Genomic DNA, 18,657 nt, shown 5'->3' on the forward strand with positions numbered 1-18,657 from the left:
GCTCCAATATGATCACCACCATTGCCAAAGCCATGCACAATCCCACATTCATCTTTGCGGTGCTTGTCGGCGTCTCAATCTTTGCGACACTCATGACCTTTTTGATGCCCATGTTTTCGGGTTCCGACCTGAAAACGCGAATGAAATCCGTTGCGCTGGAGCGCGACCAGATCAGGTCGCGTGAGCGCGCCCGGCTTGCGGCGGATGCCGAAGCGCGGCGCAAGAATGGATCTGGTTCATTGCGCATGACGGAGCGGCAGGGCGTTAGGCAACTCGTCGAGCGGCTTGATCTCCAGCGCGCCCTTGCGGACGACAACACGGTCAACTCGCTGCGGATCGCCGGCTTTCGTGGCCAGAACGCCCTGAATATCTTTCTTGCGGCCCGCTTTGGCCTGCCATTCGTGACACTCGGAATGACGGCATTCTGGATCTTTGGCATGGGCGGCCTTGCCGACAAGCCAACCATGATCCGGATGGCCGCCTGCTTTGCCGGCGCCTATGTGGGGTTCTACCTGCCCAACGTTTATGTGAGAAACTGCGGCTCGAAGCGTCAGCAGTCAATCAAGATTGCCTGGCCGGATGCGCTCGACCTGATGCTGATCTGCGTGGAATCCGGCATGTCTATCGAGGCGGCATTCAAGAAGGTTTCCGAGGAAATCGGCGCCCAGTCTGCGGAACTTGCCGAGGAACTGGTACTGACGAATGCCGAATTGTCATTCCTCCCGGAACGCCGGCAAGCCTATGAGAACCTTGCGAACCGTACAGGTCTCGAACCGGTAAAGTCAGTCGTGCAGGCGCTGACGCAATCGGAGCGCTACGGCACGTCCATCGGCGGCGCTCTTCGCGTCCTATCCGACGAAAGCCGCGAAGCGCGCCTGATGGAAGCGGAAAAGAAGGCAGCCGCACTTCCGCCCAAGCTGACCGTGCCGATGATCGTGTTTCTTCTGCCGGTCCTATTCGCCGTCATTCTCGGCCCCGCCTTTATTCAGATTGCTGCGCAGGGCGGCATCTTCGGTGACGCGACACCGAAATAGGCCAAACGCAGCCAACGAAAAAGCCGCCCTGTTTGGCGGCTTTTTGTTTTGTCGGACCGACGGCGCTCAGCTCTTGGGCTTTGCCTTGTCCTTGTCTTTCAACATGGACCATGAGTTCTGCTGTGCCAGCATCGAGCGTAGATATTTGACATTGGCCTGCGCCTGTTGCGGCGACAACTCTTGCTTGGCGATGGTTTCGGCTTCGTCGAAACGGCCCTGAAGCCCGACGACCAATGCCAGGTTCTGGCGGACGCGGCTATCGGAGCCGGGTGCCTTGACTGCCTGACGCATGTAGTTTTCGGCGCTGGCGAGATCGCCCGAGAGCACATAGGACATGCCGAGGTTGGAAAGGATCGACGCTTCGTTGGAGTTGATCTGGAGGGCCTGCCTGTAAAGGTCACGTGCCTCGTCGGCCTTTCCCAGCTGGTCAAGAATGGCGCCCTGTGCCGATAGCAGCTTCCAGTCCGGATATTCGGGCGTCTGAGCACGCCGCAGCGCATCGAGAGCCGCTTCGAACTCGCCGCTGCTCGCCAGAGCCTTGCCGTAGGCGGCGAGAACCTCCCGATCTTGTGGATAGGCGATTGCAAGGCTACGCATGACGGCAAGGGCCTGATCGCTGCGATTGGTCATCCTGAGGACGGTCGCAAATTTCATTGCCGCCGTCTTGTCCTTTGGATTGGCCTGATAGCGCGAACCGAGGCTGGTCGATGCCTGCATCAATTGCTGCTCGTTCATCTGGTCGAAATCGTTGGCGGCGGGTGTTGTCGCTGCACTCACGACGGCGGGAGCGATAGAACCCGTGGTAGTCTTGTCTGTCGTCGTGCAGCCGGATATGCCTGCCACGAGCCCCGCCATCGCCACAGAAAAAACGATGCGGCGATTACGTTGAATAATGCCTGCGCTTACCATAGTTTGCCCCGTACCCACACAAATCAGCTGTGTAACCCAATCCCAGGATTAGAAATATTCTGTTAACCCTAACGGACCGTTAACGACGTGCGGTGCAGAACAAGAACGACCAAGGAGAACCTCCCCGATGCCGATTGAAATCAAAGGCAAAATGCCGGATGGCAGCAGGCCCGTCTGGCTGGTGCGAAACGGCGGGTTGGACGAGGCCGGGCTCGACGACCGTGCGCTGAGCTGGGCCAGGGCAAACGGCTTTGATGGCCAATCTGCACGCCTTCTCATCGTCCCCGATGAGAAGGGTGAGGTTGCGGGCGCTTTGTTCGGCACCGGAAAGGACGAGACACCCCTCATTGCCGGTAAACTCGCGACAGGGCTTCCGAAGGGCAGCTGGCATTTCGCCAACGTGGTAGGCGAGCCCGATCTCGCAGCACTTGGCTTCCTTCTCGGCGGTTACAAATTTACCAGGTATGGCAAGAAGGACGAGTTGGATGTGAAGCTTGCCTTGCCCGCAGGCGCGGACAAGACGGACGTTAGGCGGCTTGCAAAAGCCGTGACGCTGGCGCGGGACCTTATCAATACGCCCACCAACGATATGGGACCGGACGCGCTTGAACAGGCGGTCCGCAACGTTGGCGAAGCTTACAAGGCATCGGTCAATGTGGTTAAGGGTGATGCCCTTCTGAAGCAGAACTTCCCGATGATCCACGCCGTCGGCCGGGCGGGAAGCGAGGAGCCGCGTCTGATCGACCTTGAGTGGGGCAAGAAGGATGCGCCGCGAGTGACACTCGTGGGCAAGGGGGTCTGCTTCGATACCGGCGGGCTCGATATCAAGCCGTCGAGCAGCATGCTGCTGATGAAGAAGGATATGGGTGGAGCTGCGAACGTATTGGCCCTTGCAAGCCTCATCATGGATGCCAAGCTCCCGGTGCGGTTGCGGGTCCTCATACCGGCGGTCGAGAACTCGATCTCGGCCAATGCGTTCCGTCCAAGCGATATCCTTGCAAGCCGCAAGGGATTGACGGTTGAGATCGGTAATACCGATGCGGAAGGACGTCTCGTTCTTGCCGATGCCCTTGCGCTCGCTGATGACGAGGAGCCGGAGATCCTGATCGACATGGCGACGCTGACGGGCGCGGCGCGCGTCGCGCTTGGTCCTGACCTTACGCCGTTCTACACCAATGACGACGCATTCGCGGCCGAGGTTGCACGGGCTGCGGAGACCGTCGCCGATCCGGTCTGGCGTATGCCGCTCTGGCAGCCCTATGAGACCAAATTGTCATCGCGCGTGGCCGATACCAACAACGTGACCACCGATGGCTTTGCCGGATCGATCACCGCCGCGCTCTTCCTGCAGAAATTCGTCAGCAAAGCCAAGATCTGGGCGCATTTCGATATTTTTGGCTGGAATCCGGTCGAGAAGCCACATGCTCCAGTCGGCGGGGAGGCGCAGGCGATACGCGGCCTTTACCATCTTCTGAAGCAACGCTACCCCACGCAATGAACAGCTTGCGCGGCCCAAACAAGGCACTAGAATGGAACGGAACCGAAATGATCGCGGATACCGTCGATGTTCATCGAACTGAAGCCCATTCAGGCGTTGACCTTGTGGAAGGAAATCGCGATCTCCGAGGTGCGCGATGATGCGCACGACCTCACCATCCGGCAAATGGCCGTACTGTTGACGGTCTATCTCGAGCCTCCGCCGCACACGATACGTGGCATGGCGGCCAAGCTTGGTGTAACGAAGCCGGTCATCACCCGAGCTCTCGATACGATGGGAGGCTATGGTCTGGTCGATCGGCATCGCGACGAAAAGGACAGGCGCAACGTCCTCGTCAAGAGAACGGTAAAGGGTGCGCTCTATGTTGAGAAGCTTGGCGATCTCGTCATTGCCAAGGCAAGAGGATTACCGCTTTGACTACTACCCAAGATGCACTGCTCGACAAGCGACTGAACGCGTACCGGCCTGATCTTGCCGATGACAACATGCGTGGACTTGTCGAGGCGCACCGCTTCGTCACCGGCAGGCCCATGCGCGTTGCAGACCCCGTCATTGACGTTCGATCCGAGCCGCGTGGGGACGCTGCGATCACAACGCAATTCCTGTTTGGTGACGACGTGCTCGTCTTCGAGGATGACAATGGTTGGTGCTGGGTACAGAACGAGCGCGACGGCTACGTTGGCTATGTGGTGGATACGGGACTCGACCGCCGTGCCGCCGATCCGACCCATATCGTCATCGCTCCACGAACGTTCGTCTACCCCGGATCCGATCTGAAATTCCCCCGTACGAAAGCTCTGTCGATGGGGTCCCTCGTCACCATTACCGGTGGCGAGGAAAGGCGCGGCACGCTCTACGCCATGATGCCGAGCGGCGAAGCGATCATCGCCAAACATCTTGTGCCGATCGATGAGGTGGCGGAGGATCATGTGGCCGTCGCGGAAACCCTGATGCATACGCCCTATCTCTGGGGCGGCGTCTCGGGATTCGGCATTGATTGCTCTGGGCTCGTTCAACTCGCCTTGCTCATGACCGGGCAGGGTGTGTTGCGCGACTCCGACATGCAAGCCGCTTCGATTGGCGAACCGATCGAGGCGGACGCGGATTATCACAATCTCAAGCGCGGGGATTTCGTCTTCTGGAAAGGTCACGCCGCCATTATGGCGAGCCATTCGACGCTTCTCCATGCCAGCGGTCATACGATGAGCGTGACGCTTGAACCCTTGCGTGACGCGATCGAGCGCATCGCCTATCTCTATGGCAAGCCGACCGCGGTGCGGCGCCTGGGATAAGGTGCCCGCCGCCTGCGCCGCGGGCACCTTGCGCCTGAACAGAATCAGGCCGCGGAGAGTTCGGCAACCTGACGTAATGTGCCGATGACATGCAGGCAGGCGCGCGCTGCCTCCTCACCCTTCACGAGAAAATGCCGGGCGAAAAAATCGATATGCTGTTCGGTCTCCTGGAACTGATGCGGCGTCAGGACCGCCGATAGCATCGGCACGCCCGTTTCCGTCTGGGCGGTGAGCAGAGCAGCGACGACTGATCCGGCGACGAAATCGTGCCGATAGATGCCGCCATCGACGACGAGCCCGGCGCAGATAATAGCATCGTAACGGCCGGTTTCGGCGAGCTTCTTGGCGAGGAGTGGAATATCGAACGAACCCGGCGCATCGAACACGTCGAAGCGAGCCGGTTTCACGCCTTGCCGCCGCAACTCCTGTTCGAAGCCGACACGGCATTGATCGACAATGTTCGCATGCCAGCGCGCTTGTATGAAGGCGATGCGGGGAGCGGGAAATTGGGGATTACTATTCTGGAACTGATCCATGTCTTTCTCCTTCGAGTGGACGTGAATCAGGGCACAACCAAAAACGGCAGAAGGCCGACCTTATGGCAACCTTCCCTTTCAGTTGTTCTCTTTCATCCGGACTATACCGTCGGCTTCGGAATTACACCGAAATCTGCTGACCCTTCCGGCTAACCGGAAGGCGCTCGCGGGCTCGCATCGGGCGCTTTGACGACGCCGGATTATTACCGCCGGTGGGGAATTTCACCCCGCCCTGAGAACACTTAACGGTTGCACCGTAGTAGATTGGCTTTAGCGGTCAAGCCCGGACTTTTACGACTAGTACTGCGCGGCGCGATCGACGATGTTTTTCAGAGGCTCGCCACGTTCGAAAGACTCGATTTGAGCGACAATCTCCGGCACGAGCGCCTGCGGGCTCGAGCTTGCGGCAGCGTGAGGGGTGATCGTCACCTGAGGGTGCGTCCAGAGCGGGCTGTCCTTTGGCAAGGGCTCGCGGTTGAACACATCAAGCGTCACTGCCGAAAGCAGTCCGCGGTCGAGCGCCGCCAGGATATCCGGCTCGTTCTGCAGTCCGCCACGCCCTGCATTGATCAGCGTTGGCGCACCGAGCGGCCCGTGCTGTTTCATCTGCGCGAACATGGTCATGGAGAGGATGCCCTTCGTATCCGGCGTCAGCGGCAACAGGCAGACGACGATGTCGACATCCTTGAGGAAATCCTTCAGGCCATCCTTACCGTAATAGGTGGTAATGCCTTCCATGGTCTGCAGGCGCCGGCTCCAGCCGCTAACGCGGAAGCCGAGCATGCGCAGCTTTTCCGCGGCATCGCGGCCAAGCACACCAAGACCCAGAATGCCGACATTCACCTCGTGCGCCGCGGGCTGGCGCCGGTCCTCGTGCCAGATGCGTTGGCCCTGCTGCTGGCGATAGCGCAGCCCGAGTCGGTGATGGTCCAGCACTTGCCAGACCACATATTCGTTCATGCGCATGGTCAAATCGGGCGAGACGATACGCACAATCGGTACGTCCGGTATCTGTTGATCATGGAAGATATGGTCGACGCCCGCGCCAAGCGAGAAAATGACCTCGAGGTTCGGCAAACCGGCAAGTGATCCCTGCCGCTGCTTCCATACGAGCGCATAGCGGATCTTATCCTTGTCCGTCGTGGAGTCGAGAACGAGTTTGCGTTTCGGCGCCGCCTTGGCAAATTCGGATAGCCACACGCCGGGGTCCCATCCGGTTACGGCCAGAAGAATCGTATCGCTTGCATTGCCAGTCATTCACTAACCGCTCCCTGTTCGGCAGTTTCTATCCTGAAGGCCGCCGCCATCAGGGCTTTCGTATATTCGGTCCTTGGCCGCGCAAAAATCTCCTCCGACGGCCCGTATTCAACAGCCTTGCCATTGCGCATCACCAAAACCTCGTTGGCAAGCGCCTTCACCACCTTGAGATCATGGCTTATGAAAAGATAGGCCAGATTGTGCTTCTGCTGCAATGAGCGCAAAAGGTCGACCACCTGCGCCTGTACGCTCATGTCGAGCGCGGATGTCGGCTCGTCGAGCATCACGAAGCGCGGATTGAGGACCATGGCGCGCGCAATGGCGATACGCTGCCGCTGGCCACCCGAAAACTCGTGGGGATAGCGGAATCGGTTCTCGGGGTCGAGGTTCACTTCTTTCAAGGCGGCCACGACCCGGGCGTCGCGCTGGTCGGCGGTGAGCTTTGGCTCGTGCACTTCAAGGCCCTCCGCGATGATGTCGGCCACCGACATGCGCGGCGACAACGACCCATAGGGATCCTGGAAGACGATCTGCAACTCACGGCGCAGCGGTCGCATTTCTCGAAACGAATATTGGTTAATGTCCGTCTCGCCAAAGCGGATGATGCCTTCCGAAGAAATCATCCGCGACAGGGCGAGGCCCAGCGTCGTCTTCCCGGAACCGGATTCGCCGACGACGCCAAGGGTCTGGCCGGCGCGAATCGTCACGTCGATACCGTCGACAGCTTTTACGTAGTCCACGGTCTTGCGCAGGAATCCCTGCTTGATCGGAAACCATACTTTTACCTGTTCGCCGCGCATGACGGGCGCCGCCGCAGCGTTGGCCGCCGGCGGATTGCCCTTGGGCTCCGCAGCGAGAAGGTGGCGCGTGTAAGGATGCTGCGGGTTCCTGAATATCTCGCTGGTCGGCCCGGTTTCGACGATCTTGCCGCCCGTCATGACACACACGCGGTCGGCTATCTTGCGCACGATTCCAAGGTCATGGGTGATGAACAGCATCGACATGCTCTGCGCTGCCTTGAGCTCAGCCAGCAGCTTCAGGATCTGCGCCTGCACGGTGACGTCGAGGGCCGTCGTCGGTTCGTCGGCGATCAGGAGCTTGGGCTTGTTGGCGAGCGCCATGGCAATCATGACGCGCTGGCGCTGACCGCCCGACAGTTGATGCGGATAGGCGTTCAAGCGCTTTTCGGGATCGCGAATGCCCACTTCCTCTAGCAGAGAAAGGGTGCGCTGGCGCGCCGCCTTTTCGGCCATGCCCTGATGCAGCTTGAGGATTTCGCTGATCTGGTCCTCGATCGTATGGAGCGGATTGAGCGAAGTCATCGGCTCCTGGAAGATCATCGTGATGTCGTTGCCGCGCACGCGGCGCAATTCGTTCTCGCTGCTGGAAAGAAGGTCCTTGCCGTCGAAAATGATCTGCCCGGACGGATGCGATGCCGGCGGATAGGGCAGCAATTTCAGGATCGACAGGGCGGTGACCGACTTCCCCGAGCCGGACTCGCCGACAAGCGCGACGGTTTCGCCCTGATCGATTTCGAAAGAGATATGATCGACGGCGAGCGTGTCTTTGCCACCTTGCGAGAAGGCAACGGAGAGATCGCGGACGGAAAGAAGCGGTGCGCTCATTTGAATGCCTTGCGGGGATCGAAGGCATCTCGCGTTGCCTCGCCCACGAAGATCAGCAGCGACAGCATCAGCGATATCACGATGAACCCCGTCAGCCCGAGCCACGGCGCCTGCAGATTATTCTTGCCCTGCGCCAGAAGTTCTCCGAGCGAGGGGGATCCGGGCGGCAGGCCAAAGCCAAGGAAGTCGAGAGAGGTCAATGTCGTGATCGATCCATTGAGAATGAAGGGTAGGAAGGTCAGCGTCGTCACCATGGCGTTCGGCAGAAGGTGCCGGAACATGATGGTCCGGTTGCGCACGCCGAGCGCACGGGCCGCGTTGACGTATTCGAAGTTGCGAGCGCGCAGAAACTCGGCGCGGACAATGCCGACGAAGCTTACCCACGAGAACAGCAGCATGATGCAAAGCAGGATCCAGAAGCCCGGCGGCAGGATCGACGCCATGATCAGAAGGAGATAGAGCGTGGGGACGGAGGACCAGATTTCGATGAAACGCTGCGCGATGAGGTCGAGCCAGCCACCGAAATAACCCTGCAATGCGCCGGCTGTGACGCCGATTACCGCGGAGGCGGCAGTCAGGATCAGGCCGAAAAGCACCGAGATGCGAAATCCGTAGAGTGCCCGCGCAAAGACGTCCCGCGCCTGATCGTCGGTGCCGAGAATGTTCATGTTACCGAAGATGCAATTCGGATCGCTGACGCCTTGCGGATAGCGCGCGCAACGTTCCTCCGGCGTAAAAAGCCAGAACGGCTTCGAAGGCGCCGTATCGGGTAGCTCGTTGTTGACAGTCCGGTAGGAGTAGCGGACCGGCGGCCAGATCGCCCAGCCATTGGCGTTGATCTCGTCCTGTATGACGGGATCGCGGTAGTCGGTCACTGCGTAGAAGCCACCGAATTTCTCTTCCGGATAATCGACAAGGACCGGAAATAGGATCTCGCCCTTGTAGGATACCATGATCGGCTTGTCGTTGGCGATGAACTCGGCAAAGAGCGAAGCGACGAACAGGAACAGGAAGATCCATAAAGCCCACCAGCCGCGCCGGTTCGACTTGAAGTTCTGCCAGCGACGCGCATTGAGCGGCGAGAGGCGTGGGCGTTTGACGGGTAATGCGGGCGTGGTGCCGACAACATCGGTCATCAGACATCCCTCCGCTCGAAATCGATGCGCGGATCGATCCATGTGTAGAGAAGATCGGAGAGCAGGCTCACGACCACGCCGACAAGGGCGAAGATATAGACCGTCGCGATCACAACCGGATAGTCGCGGTTGATGATCGATTCGTAGCCGAGGAGGCCGAGGCCATCGAGCGAGAAGATAGCTTCGATGAGCAACTGACCCGTGAAGAAGATCGAGATGAAGGCGCTCGGGAACCCGGATATGACAATGAGCATCGCGTTGCGGAAAACATGGCCATATAGGATCCGCCGCTCGCTCAATCCCTTGGCGCGTGCGGTCGTCACATATTGCTTGCGGATTTCATCGAGGAACGAGTTCTTGGTCAGCAGTGTCGTTGTTGCAAATGCCGACAGCAGCATGGCAGCGAGCGGCAGCACAAGGTGCCATGCATAGTCGAGGATTTTGCCACCGAGCGAAAGCTGCGCGAAATTGTTAGAGGTGAGGCCGCGCAGCGGAAACCAGTCGAAGAATGACCCGCCGGCAAAGAAGACGATGAGCATGATGCCGAACAAAAAACCCGGTATCGCGTAGCCAACGATGATGACACCGCTTGTCCATATGTCGAATGTAGAGCCGTCCTTGATGGCCTTCCGGATCCCCAGCGGAATTGAGATCATATAGGATAGGAGCGTCATCCACAGGCCGAGCGATATCGAAACGGGCAGTTTCTCCTTGATCAGGTTGACCACGCTGATATCGCGAAAATAGCTCTTGCCGAAGTCGAAGCGCACATAGTTCCACACTAACAGTCCGAACCGCTCCAGCGGCGGCTTGTCGAGGCCGAACTGTTTCTCAAGGCTGGCAATGAATGCCGGGTCGAGCCCTTGCGCGCCTCGGTACTTCGAATTTCCCTCGCCGAGCCCCAGTTGTTCCTGGGATTGACCGAAATCCGTGCCACCACCACCAATACGGTCCATGGCATTGCCGCCCTGGCGTGTGAGTTGGCCGATAATGCGCTGGACGGGGCCGCCGGGCACGAATTGCACGATCACGAAGCAGACAAGCAGGACGCCGAAGAGGGTGGGGACCATCAATAGGAGTCGGCGAAGGATATAGGCAGCCATTAGAAGGGAACCCCTCCCGGCCGCTTCGCAGCCACCCTCCCCACAAGGGAAAGGTTGGAAACCGCAATAGCGACTGTGATTGAACTATGGTGACCGGCGATGAAGGACACGTTGCTTTCCCTCGCCCTTGTGGAGAGGGTGGCTGCGAAGCAGCCGGGAGGGGCATTATGTCCCCGCATGCAGCTTGAATTAACCCTTGCCAATAGCCTTTGCCTTTGCTTCGTCGAACCACCACAGCGTCTCAACCGGGAAGCCGTAATCGGGCTTGGGCTCCTTGAAGCCGAATATGTCCCAATAGGCGACGAGGTGATTCGCTGAATACCAATTTGGAATCCAGTCGCGTCTTATACGCAAGAGTCGATCAAGAACACGCATGACTGTAACCAAATCGTCGCGGGAATGCGCTTCGCTGACTTTTTGGATCAGCGCGTCGATGACGGGATCGGCAATACCGGGAAGATTGTAGGAACCCGGCGCCGAGGCGGAGCGCGAGCCGAACATCGCCTCGAGCGATTCCCGCGTTGGCGTTGCGCTCAGCATCACCGCCACCCCTATGATATCGAAATCGAAATCCTGGACCCGAAGCTGGTATTGTGCTGGGTCAACGAGGCGCAAGGATGCATTGACGCCAATCGCCTGGAGATTATTGATGAAGGGCGAGTACGCGCGGGTAAAGACCTCCGCCTGGATCAGCATTTCAAGGTCGAGCGACTTACCGGCACTGTCGACGAAACGGTTATTGTCGCGCTTGAATCCCGCCGCCTGCAGCAGCTCCACGGCGCGACGCAGGTTCTTGCGGTCTCGCCCGGAACCATCGGACGTCGCCTGGATCACCGCCTCGCCAAAAATTCCCTCCGGCAGGCGATCACGCAGGGGCTCCATAATGGCAAGCTCCTGCGGCGAGGGTTTGCCACTGGCGCGAAAGTCCGACATTTCGAAAAGCGACTGCGACTGCTCGTACATGCCATAAAAGAGGTTCTTCCGGGTCCACGTGAAGTCGAAGCACAGCGCGATGGCTTCGCGCACCTTGGGGTCGCGAAAATGCTCGCGCCGCTGGTTGACCGCCCAGGCCTGAAGCTGCGGTCGCTTCTCGTCAGGAAACTCTCGCTTGATCACGCGCTTCTGCTCGATCGCCGGAAAATCATACTCGGTGATCCAGGTCTTGGCCGTGTGTTCCATGCGCCAGAATATGTCGCCTTTCTTGAAGGCTTCGAATTCGGGCTGCCGGTCTCGGTAGAGTTCGATCTTGATCGTATCGAAATGATTGAGGCCGCGCTGGACGGGCAGGTTTTTCGCCCAATAGTCCTCGACGCGCTCGTATTCGATGCCTTTGCCGGGAGCCATCCTGCCGACGCGATAGGGGCCAGAGCCGAGCGGCGCCTCAAGCGTCGATGCATCGAATTCACGGTCGCTAAACCACGCCTTCGACAAGATTGGCATGGCGCTGGCAATGTCGAGGATCGCCCGATCGGAATGCTGTCCGGTAAAGGTTATTCGGAGCGTATGGTCGTTCTCGGCGACGACCTCCTTCATTTGGGTCAACAGGAGGAGAAGCTCGGGGTGACCCTTCTCCTTGATCGACTGGAGGCTGAAGACGACGTCGTGGGCCGTAAGCGGCGATCCGTCATGAAAACGCGCCTCATGGCGCAGATTGAAAATGAAAGTGTTGCGGTCGGCGGCCGCTGTTACGCTTTCTGCAACAAGCCCGTAGATGGAGTCCGGCTCATCGAGCGCCGACTCCATCAGCGTGTCGTAGCAGATTTCCATGCGCGGCGGTGCGTCGCCCTTGGCCGAATAGGTGTTCAGCGTATTGAAGGTTTGCGGAGACTGATTGTAGAGCCAGTTCGGGGGTGAAAAGGCAAAGGTTCCGCCTTTCGGCGCATCGGGATTGGCATAGTCAAAATTCTTGAAATCCTTGGCGTACTTCAATTCACCAAAAGCGGAAAGCCCGTGCAGCGGCACACCCGTCGCCGTGTCAGCCAAGGCGAAACGAGGCGTGAGGGCCGTCAGGAATGTCGCGCTCGAAATCTTGAGGAGATCGCGCCGATTGAGTTGCGTCATTCGGCGCGTGCTTTCAATGCCTGCTCCTTGGTAGTGTCGATCCACCAGGAAAACGGGTCGATACCGGCATAATCCGGCTGCTTCTCTGGCATGCCGAACTTGTTCCAATAGGCGATCTTGATCCGATCGTCATACCATTGCGGGACGGCATAGTAGTTCCAGAGCAGCACCCGATCGAGCGCATGGGTTGCGGCAACGAGTTCGTCGCGATCCTTGGCGAATATGATCCGGTCGATAAGCTTGTCGACAGCAGGGTTCTTGATGCCCATATAGTTGCGGCTGCCGGGCGTGTCCGCCGCGCCAGAACCCCAGAAATCACGTTGCTCGTTCCCCGGGGAAAGGCTCTGGGCGAGGACGACGTTCGGCGTGGTGATGTCGAAATCAAAATCGTTGACGCGCGCCGTGTACTGGGCGTTGTCAACGACACGTATCTGCGCATCGATGCCAAGCTTGCGTAGGCTAGCCATGTAAGGCCCGACGAAGCGCTCATCGGATGGGTCGTCCGCCAGGAACTCTATGGTGAAAGGCTCGCCCGTCTTGGCGTTGACGAGCTTGCCGTTTTTCTGCTCGTAGCCCGCGTCGCGCAAGAGCATGACGGCCTGACGCAGATTGTCCCGCTGCGATTGCGGCGTATCGTAGACCGGCAGCTTGAACTCCTTGGTGAATACCTGTTCCGGCACGTCGCCTTTCACAGTTTCGAGGATTTCAAGCTCCTTGCCCGTCGGCAATCCGCTTGAAGCAAGTTCCGATCCGGAGAAATAGCTGTTGATCCGCTTATATTGGCCGAAGAACAGGTTCTTGCTCATGCTTTCGAAGTCATAGGCCGAGGTCAGAGCCTGGCGGACCCGCGGGTCCTTGAATTTGTCGCGCCGGGTGTTGATCAGGAATCCCTGCATGCGTCCTGATGACCGCAAGGGGAACACGGCTTTGACCACATCGCCGCGCTGGAAGGCGGGGAAATCGTAACCGCGCATCCATTTGCCGATGCTGGCCTCAGGGCGGTAGTCCTCGAAGCCGCCCTTCTTGAAGGCCTCCCATTCGGCATTCTGGTCGCGGAAATATTCGTAGCGGATACGGTCGAAATTGTTGCGACCAACGTTTGTAGGAAGGTCCTTGCCCCAATAATCCGCGACGCGGCTCCAGACGACGGTCTTACCGGGGCTGACGCTCTCGATCTTGTAGGCGGACGAACCAACCGGGATTTCAGTCGTGGGCTTGCTGATATCGCGCTTTTTGCCACTTGGGTCGGTCCCTTCCCACCAATGCTTCGGCAGGATCGGAAAATCACCCATGATGCTTGGCAATTCGCGATTGCCGCCACTGGCAAATGTGAACATCACCTCGTGGTCGCCGGTTTTCTCCGCTTTCGTCACATCATGGTAGTATTTGTTGTAGAGCGGACTTTGCGCTTTCAGCGTATCGAACGACCAGATGACATCGTCTACGGTGAGAGGCTGGCCGTCATGCCACTTCGCCGCCGGATTCAGACGAAACTTGACCCAGGAAAAATCATCCGGATAGGCGATCGCCTCGGCAATGAGGCCGTAGTTCGTTGCAGGCTGATCAAGCGCCTGGCTGAGCAGCGTATCGTAGAGCAACCCGCCGCCGACCGTACTCGGCAATCCTGCCGCAGGTGTTCCTTGCACGACAAACGGGTTGAGACTGTCGAACGAACCGTATGCAGTCTGATTGAGCGTGCCACCCTTCGGCGCGGCAGGGTTGACATAGTCGTAGTGCTTGAAGTCGTCGCCGTACTTGGCCTCACCAAGGACACTCGCCGCCTTTCGCCATTCTGGTTCTGCGGCCTCGACAGTCTGATAGGTTGTGATCGTGACGGTGGCGAGGAAGGCAAAGCTGGCAACAAGGGGGCGAAATCGCAAATCAGGTCTCCACGGGTTCTCTTCAATCTCAACTCTAAGAGAAAATGCGGCGGAGAACAGGCCTTCACGCAAAAAACACGGGGTGTTGATACAAAAAGCCGGGCATCGGCCCGGCTTTTCGACGTGCAAATCGCCGTAGATTAGTTCTTTGGCGCTTCCTGACCTGCGGGTGCGGCCGGAGCTGCACCTTCTGCAGGCTTCTCGCCAGCAGGAGCAGCGGGAGCGGCACCATCGGCCGGCTTGGCGGCATCGCCGCCAGCGGGAGCGGCATCAGCGGTTGGAAGCGGCTTCGGACTGTCGGAAAGCGTGCGCAAATAGGCGATAAGGTCCGCACGCTCATTGTCCTTCTTGTCGCCGGCAAAGCCCATGGCCGTGCCCTTGATGTAACCCTTCGGAGAAGTCAGGAAGTGATTGAGGTGGTCGAAAGTCCACTTTTCCTGGCCGCCCTTGGAGAAGTCCTTGATGGCGGAGGAATAGCTGAAGCCTTCATGCGTTGCGATCGGACGGTCGACGATGTCCCAGAGGTTCGGACCGACCTTGTTCGGGCCGCCCTTCTCGCCGGTATGGCAGGCAGCGCAGCGCTTGAAAACAGCTTCGCCGCGGGTCGCGTCGGCAGACGCAAGGAGCGTCGCGATCGGCACGGCTTCAGCCGCCGGAGCAGCGCCACCGGCTTCGGCTTCGCCGCCGGCCTCAGCGGCCTGGATGATGAAGCCGGGCTTTTCGGGGGCATGGGTGTCAAATATAGAATCAGACAGGATACCCGCCGTCATGACAACGAATACGGTCGCCAGAAACGCCATGGCATATTTGTTGAACGGGGTCGATTCCATCGTCGATCATTGCTCCACTTGTGTACTGTTCAAGTGCGCTCAACATGAAGTCCAATCTCGCGCTTGCCGGAGCAATTGCAGGGCTCGATGTTCAGCACACTTGCAGAGGTTCCCAATATCTGGTCAATGCAGGTCGCTGCATTTCTTGACAAGAGTCCCCTCGTGATCGCGCGGAAACTAGGTCTTTTGCTGGAGACTTGCAACACATATAAGGGCGGTTCTGCCTGAGACTTTTTGACACCTTAGACTGTTGTGAACGATGAAAATATTGACCCTGATACCTGCCCGAATGGCCTCGACCCGGCTGCCCAACAAGCCGTTGGCCGATATAGCGGGAAAGCCGATGATCGTTCACGTCGCCGAGCGGGCGATGGCGGCCGGCCTCGGACGAACCGTGGTTGCGACAGATAGTCCCGACGTCAAGTCGGCCGTGGAATCGCACGGTATCGAGGCGGTGATGACCCGTGCCGACCACGAATCGGGTTCGGACCGCATTCATGAAGCACTTCTTGCGCTCGATCCCGATGGAAGTGTGGATGCAATCGTCAACGTCCAGGGTGATCTTCCGACCATTGAAGCCAATATCATCAGGCGCTCGTTGCTGCCCCTGCAGGCTGGCCCCGCCGATATCGCAACGCTCGGCGTTGAAATCCACCGCGAGGACGAAAAAACCAACCCGAACGTGGTGAAGATCATCGGATCGCCACTTGGCCCCAACCAGATGCGCGCGCTGTATTTCACACGCGCTACAGCGCCTTGGGGTGAGGGGCCGCTTTACCACCATATCGGGCTTTATGCCTATCGCCGCGCTGCACTTGAGCGTTTCGTCAGCCTTGGCCCATCGCCGCTTGAGCGACGCGAACGGCTCGAACAGCTGCGCGCGCTCGAAGCCGGCATGCGCATCGATGTCGAGATCGTCGATTCCGTTCCACTCGGGGTAGATACGCCGGAAGACCTCGAACGGGCGCGCGAAATTCTTAACTCCTCAAAAGGCAAATGACGATGGCAACAACCAACCGCATCTCGTTCCAGGGCGAACCCGGCGCAAACTCCGATACGGCATGCCGTAATATGTTTCCCGAGATGGAACCGATGCCGTGTCCGACCTTTGAAGATGCGTTCAACGCCGTCGAGAGCGGCGCTGCCGATCTCGCCATGATCCCGATCGAGAACACGATCGCCGGGCGTGTAGCCGACATCCACCATCTCTTGCCGGAATCGCGCCTGCATATTGTCGGCGAATATTTTCTGCCCATCCATTTTCAATTGATGGCGCTGCCGGGAGCCAAGCGCAGCGATATCACCTCGGTCCATAGCCATATTCATGCGCTGGGCCAATGCCGGAAATACATCCGCAAGAATGGCTGGAAGCCGGTGATTGCGGGTGACACGGCGGGTGCTGCACGGCTTGTAGCCGACGTAAAGGACAAGTCGATGGCGGCGCTCGCGCCGCGCTTGGCGGCGACGCTCTATGGCCTCGACATTCTGGAAGAAGATGTCGAAGATACTGAGAACAACGTCACGCGCTTTGTGGTCCTCAACAAGACCAAGAAGTGGGCGCCGCGCACATCCGATGAGCTGATGATGACGACGTTCGTCTTCCGCGTGCGCAACGTGCCTGCTGCGCTCTATAAGGCGATGGGCGGATTTGCCACCAACGGCGTCAACATGACGAAGCTGGAAAGCTACCAGATCGACGGAAAATTCACCGCTACCCAGTTCTACGCCGATATCGAAGGCCATCCGGACGACAAGAACGTTGCGCACGCGCTCGACGAGCTTGAATTCTTCTCGAAGGAAGTACGGATTCTCGGTGTATATCCCGCCGATACGACCTTTCGCAGCGCGCAGGCTGAGGAAGAATAGATTATATTCCGGCCTCCACCCAACTGCGGATGAGGTGCGCAGCAATGGCGCCAGGTGGGGGCGTCATCAGCCCACCTGGGTGGGTGCGGTCAAGCATGGTTAAGACTTCCTCGCGCGAGAACCAGCGCCCATCCTCAAGCTCGGCACGATCGAGGGTGAAGTCATCTGAAAGTGCCTCGGCATGGCAGCCAATCATCAGCGAATAGGGAAACGGCCAGGGTTGGCTCGCGTGATAGAGCACGCGGCCGATCTTTAGGTTCGTCTCTTCGAAGGTTTCGCGCCGCACCGCATTCTCGATGGTTTCGCCAGGCTCAATAAAGCCGGCAAGGCAGGAATACATGCCCGGACCGAAATGCGGCCCGCGTGCCAAGAGGCATTTGTCCCGGCGCACCACCATCATGATCGCGACGGGATCAGTCCGGGGAAAGTGTTGAGCCTCGCAATTCGGGCAAGTACGCCGGTAGCCGCCGTCGCGCATCAGTGTTTCGGTGCCGCAGCGCCCGCAGAACTTGTGAGTCTCGTTCCAGGTAAGGAGCGAAATTGCCTGCGCCATCGCGCCGAGCTGGTCCGGCGGGATGATGCCCTGCGTATAAACCGAACGGTAGTCGATTGCCCGAATCGCCTCGGGCAGTTCCGCGAAATCGACGCCGCTTGGCGCGGCGAGTACGGGTACGTCATCCTGCATCCCGAGGTAAATGGTGGAGGCTGCGGTGGGCAAATATTTTGCCGCCTCCTCCAGCTTGAACAAGGCATTTCCCTCAACCACCAGCACTTGGCCCTGTCCGATCAGGAGGATGCGCGCATTGGCGTTGGCGAGTGCGACGGCCACGGCATCATCGCTGCGTTTTTCCGCGTGGCGATTGATCCGGTTGCCGGCAAAGCCGACAAAATGGCTGGGTTCCGTCTCAGGGACATCGAAAAGACGAAACGGCATAGGTGGAACTCCAGATTTGGGTCCGGCGGGACAGGGTGATGACAAGGTTGGTGGATTAAATAGCCTTGAGTATGGCGCTGGCAAAGGCCCTGGCATCTTTTTCGCCATAGGGCTCGCGTGTACCGTGGCCCCAGACAGGGCCGGGCCATGCCGGGTCGCCGGTGTTGCGCGCGATAACGTGGACATGCAGCTGGCGCACGATGTTGCCGAGCGCCCCGGTATTGATCTTCTCGCAATCGACGATGGCTTTCAGAGCTTGGGCGGCGATGCCCGCCTCAAAAGTCAGCATCGTCTGGTCAAGTGGCGTCAATTCGTGAATCTCGCATATGCCGGGCCGCTGCGGCACGAGAATGAGCCACGGCCAGCGTCGGTCATTCATCAGGCGCAGATCACAGAGGCCCAGCCTTGCAATTGAATAAGTGTCTGCTGCAAGTTTGTTATCGAGTACAAAGGTCATGATCGATAAGAGATAACAGTTTTTTCGCGGTTCCGCTTGCTTTTTGCGCGCGGATTGACGATATGAACCCCGGGAGGTTGGTGGTGGACGAGCCACTCGCCAACCGGGTCAGGTCCGGAAGGAAGCAGCCCCAACGAGCTAGGCACGGGTCGCCGTGCCAGCCTCCCACCTTTTTCCTGTCGCCTTGTCTGTGTCAAAGCCTGTTCGCGCATTGACGCTGCGGCCCATGCGGTTAGACT

Annotated in this window: 17 protein-coding genes, 1 other RNA gene and 1 riboswitch; of the genes, 7 read left to right on the forward strand and 11 right to left on the reverse strand. The window is 58.8% G+C overall.

Features of this window, described 5'->3' with window-relative positions:
- Positions 1 to 8 precede the first annotated feature (8 nt).
- Positions 9 to 1,034 (forward strand): type II secretion system F family protein, encoded by a 1,026-nt coding sequence (locus tag AAAB35_RS10995; RefSeq protein ID WP_340668318.1) that lies wholly within the window; start codon positions 9 to 11, stop codon positions 1,032 to 1,034.
- 66 nt (positions 1,035 to 1,100) lie between these two features.
- On the opposite strand, the gene AAAB35_RS11000 is transcribed toward AAAB35_RS10995, so the two are convergent.
- Positions 1,101 to 1,889 (reverse strand): tetratricopeptide repeat protein, encoded by a 789-nt coding sequence (locus AAAB35_RS11000; protein WP_340668349.1) that lies wholly within the window; start codon positions 1,887 to 1,889, stop codon positions 1,101 to 1,103.
- A 181-nt stretch (positions 1,890 to 2,070) separates the two neighbouring features.
- On the opposite strand from AAAB35_RS11000, the gene AAAB35_RS11005 reads away from it, so the two are divergent.
- The 3 genes from AAAB35_RS11005 (at position 2,071) to AAAB35_RS11015 (ending at position 4,733) form a co-directional block, all read left to right on the forward strand.
- A complete protein-coding gene (locus AAAB35_RS11005) occupies positions 2,071 to 3,441 on the forward strand; it encodes a leucyl aminopeptidase family protein (protein WP_340668319.1) in 1,371 nt (456 codons plus the stop codon).
- Positions 3,442 to 3,507: 66 nt separating this feature from the next.
- Positions 3,508 to 3,858 carry a MarR family transcriptional regulator gene (locus AAAB35_RS11010; protein ID WP_340668320.1) on the forward strand — a complete coding sequence of 117 codons (351 nt, stop codon included), beginning with the start codon at positions 3,508 to 3,510 and terminating at the stop codon, positions 3,856 to 3,858.
- 68 nt (positions 3,859 to 3,926) lie between these two features.
- A complete protein-coding gene (locus AAAB35_RS11015) occupies positions 3,927 to 4,733 on the forward strand; it encodes an NlpC/P60 family protein (RefSeq protein WP_340668350.1) in 807 nt (268 codons plus the stop codon).
- A 44-nt stretch (positions 4,734 to 4,777) separates the two neighbouring features.
- Here AAAB35_RS11015 and AAAB35_RS11020 read toward each other — a convergent pair whose 3' ends face one another.
- From AAAB35_RS11020 to AAAB35_RS11055, 8 genes are all read right to left on the reverse strand, one after another.
- Positions 4,778 to 5,269, reverse strand: coding sequence for a 6,7-dimethyl-8-ribityllumazine synthase (locus AAAB35_RS11020; protein WP_340668321.1), 492 nt, complete (start codon positions 5,267 to 5,269; stop codon positions 4,778 to 4,780).
- An 80-nt stretch (positions 5,270 to 5,349) separates the two neighbouring features.
- Positions 5,350 to 5,513: riboswitch (FMN riboswitch) on the reverse strand.
- Between the two features lie 53 nt (positions 5,514 to 5,566).
- Positions 5,567 to 6,526, reverse strand: a complete 960-nt coding sequence (locus AAAB35_RS11025) for a glyoxylate/hydroxypyruvate reductase A (protein ID WP_340668322.1) — start codon at positions 6,524 to 6,526, stop codon at positions 5,567 to 5,569.
- Positions 6,523 to 8,151: an ABC transporter ATP-binding protein gene (locus AAAB35_RS11030; RefSeq protein WP_340668324.1), complete on the reverse strand. Its 1,629-nt coding sequence runs from the start codon at positions 8,149 to 8,151 to the stop codon at positions 6,523 to 6,525. The genes AAAB35_RS11025 and AAAB35_RS11030 overlap by 4 nt, the downstream gene beginning before the upstream one ends.
- On the reverse strand, positions 8,148 to 9,287 hold the full coding sequence (locus tag AAAB35_RS11035; protein ID WP_340668325.1) for an ABC transporter permease: 1,140 nt from the start codon (positions 9,285 to 9,287) through the stop codon (positions 8,148 to 8,150). The genes AAAB35_RS11030 and AAAB35_RS11035 overlap by 4 nt, the downstream gene beginning before the upstream one ends.
- Positions 9,287 to 10,390, reverse strand: coding sequence for a microcin C ABC transporter permease YejB (locus AAAB35_RS11040; RefSeq protein ID WP_340668326.1), 1,104 nt, complete (start codon positions 10,388 to 10,390; stop codon positions 9,287 to 9,289). The genes AAAB35_RS11035 and AAAB35_RS11040 overlap by 1 nt, the downstream gene beginning before the upstream one ends.
- 189 nt (positions 10,391 to 10,579) lie before the next feature.
- A complete protein-coding gene (locus AAAB35_RS11045; RefSeq protein ID WP_340668327.1) occupies positions 10,580 to 12,451 on the reverse strand; it encodes an extracellular solute-binding protein in 1,872 nt (623 codons plus the stop codon).
- The gene (locus tag AAAB35_RS11050; RefSeq protein ID WP_340668351.1) at positions 12,448 to 14,280 is read right to left on the reverse strand and encodes an extracellular solute-binding protein; all 1,833 of its coding nucleotides are present in this window, start codon (positions 14,278 to 14,280) and stop codon (positions 12,448 to 12,450) included. The genes AAAB35_RS11045 and AAAB35_RS11050 overlap by 4 nt, the downstream gene beginning before the upstream one ends.
- A 191-nt stretch (positions 14,281 to 14,471) precedes the next feature.
- Positions 14,472 to 15,161 (reverse strand): cytochrome c family protein, encoded by a 690-nt coding sequence (locus AAAB35_RS11055; RefSeq protein ID WP_340668328.1) that lies wholly within the window; start codon positions 15,159 to 15,161, stop codon positions 14,472 to 14,474.
- A gap of 259 nt (positions 15,162 to 15,420) precedes the next feature.
- Here AAAB35_RS11055 and AAAB35_RS11060 point away from each other — a divergent pair, with 259 nt between their 5' ends.
- Positions 15,421 to 16,161 (forward strand): 3-deoxy-manno-octulosonate cytidylyltransferase, encoded by a 741-nt coding sequence (locus AAAB35_RS11060; protein ID WP_340668329.1) that lies wholly within the window; start codon positions 15,421 to 15,423, stop codon positions 16,159 to 16,161.
- A complete protein-coding gene (locus tag AAAB35_RS11065; RefSeq protein WP_340668330.1) occupies positions 16,158 to 17,027 on the forward strand; it encodes a prephenate dehydratase in 870 nt (289 codons plus the stop codon). Before AAAB35_RS11060 ends, AAAB35_RS11065 begins: the two co-directional genes overlap by 4 nt.
- A gap of 1 nt (position 17,028) precedes the next feature.
- Here the strand turns inward: AAAB35_RS11065 and nudC are convergent, their stop codons facing one another.
- Positions 17,029 to 17,961, reverse strand: a complete 933-nt coding sequence (nudC, locus tag AAAB35_RS11070) for an NAD(+) diphosphatase (RefSeq protein ID WP_340668331.1) — start codon at positions 17,959 to 17,961, stop codon at positions 17,029 to 17,031.
- A gap of 55 nt (positions 17,962 to 18,016) precedes the next feature.
- Positions 18,017 to 18,421: an HIT family protein gene (locus AAAB35_RS11075; RefSeq protein WP_340668352.1), complete on the reverse strand. Its 405-nt coding sequence runs from the start codon at positions 18,419 to 18,421 to the stop codon at positions 18,017 to 18,019.
- 69 nt (positions 18,422 to 18,490) lie between these two features.
- Between AAAB35_RS11075 and ffs the strand changes: the two genes are divergently transcribed.
- Positions 18,491 to 18,587: signal recognition particle sRNA small type (gene ffs / locus AAAB35_RS11080), an RNA gene on the forward strand.
- The last annotated feature ends 70 nt before the right edge of the window (positions 18,588 to 18,657 follow it).

It is taken from the genome of Phyllobacterium sp., from assembly GCF_037994425.1.
Taxonomy (GTDB): domain Bacteria; phylum Pseudomonadota; class Alphaproteobacteria; order Rhizobiales; family Rhizobiaceae; genus Phyllobacterium.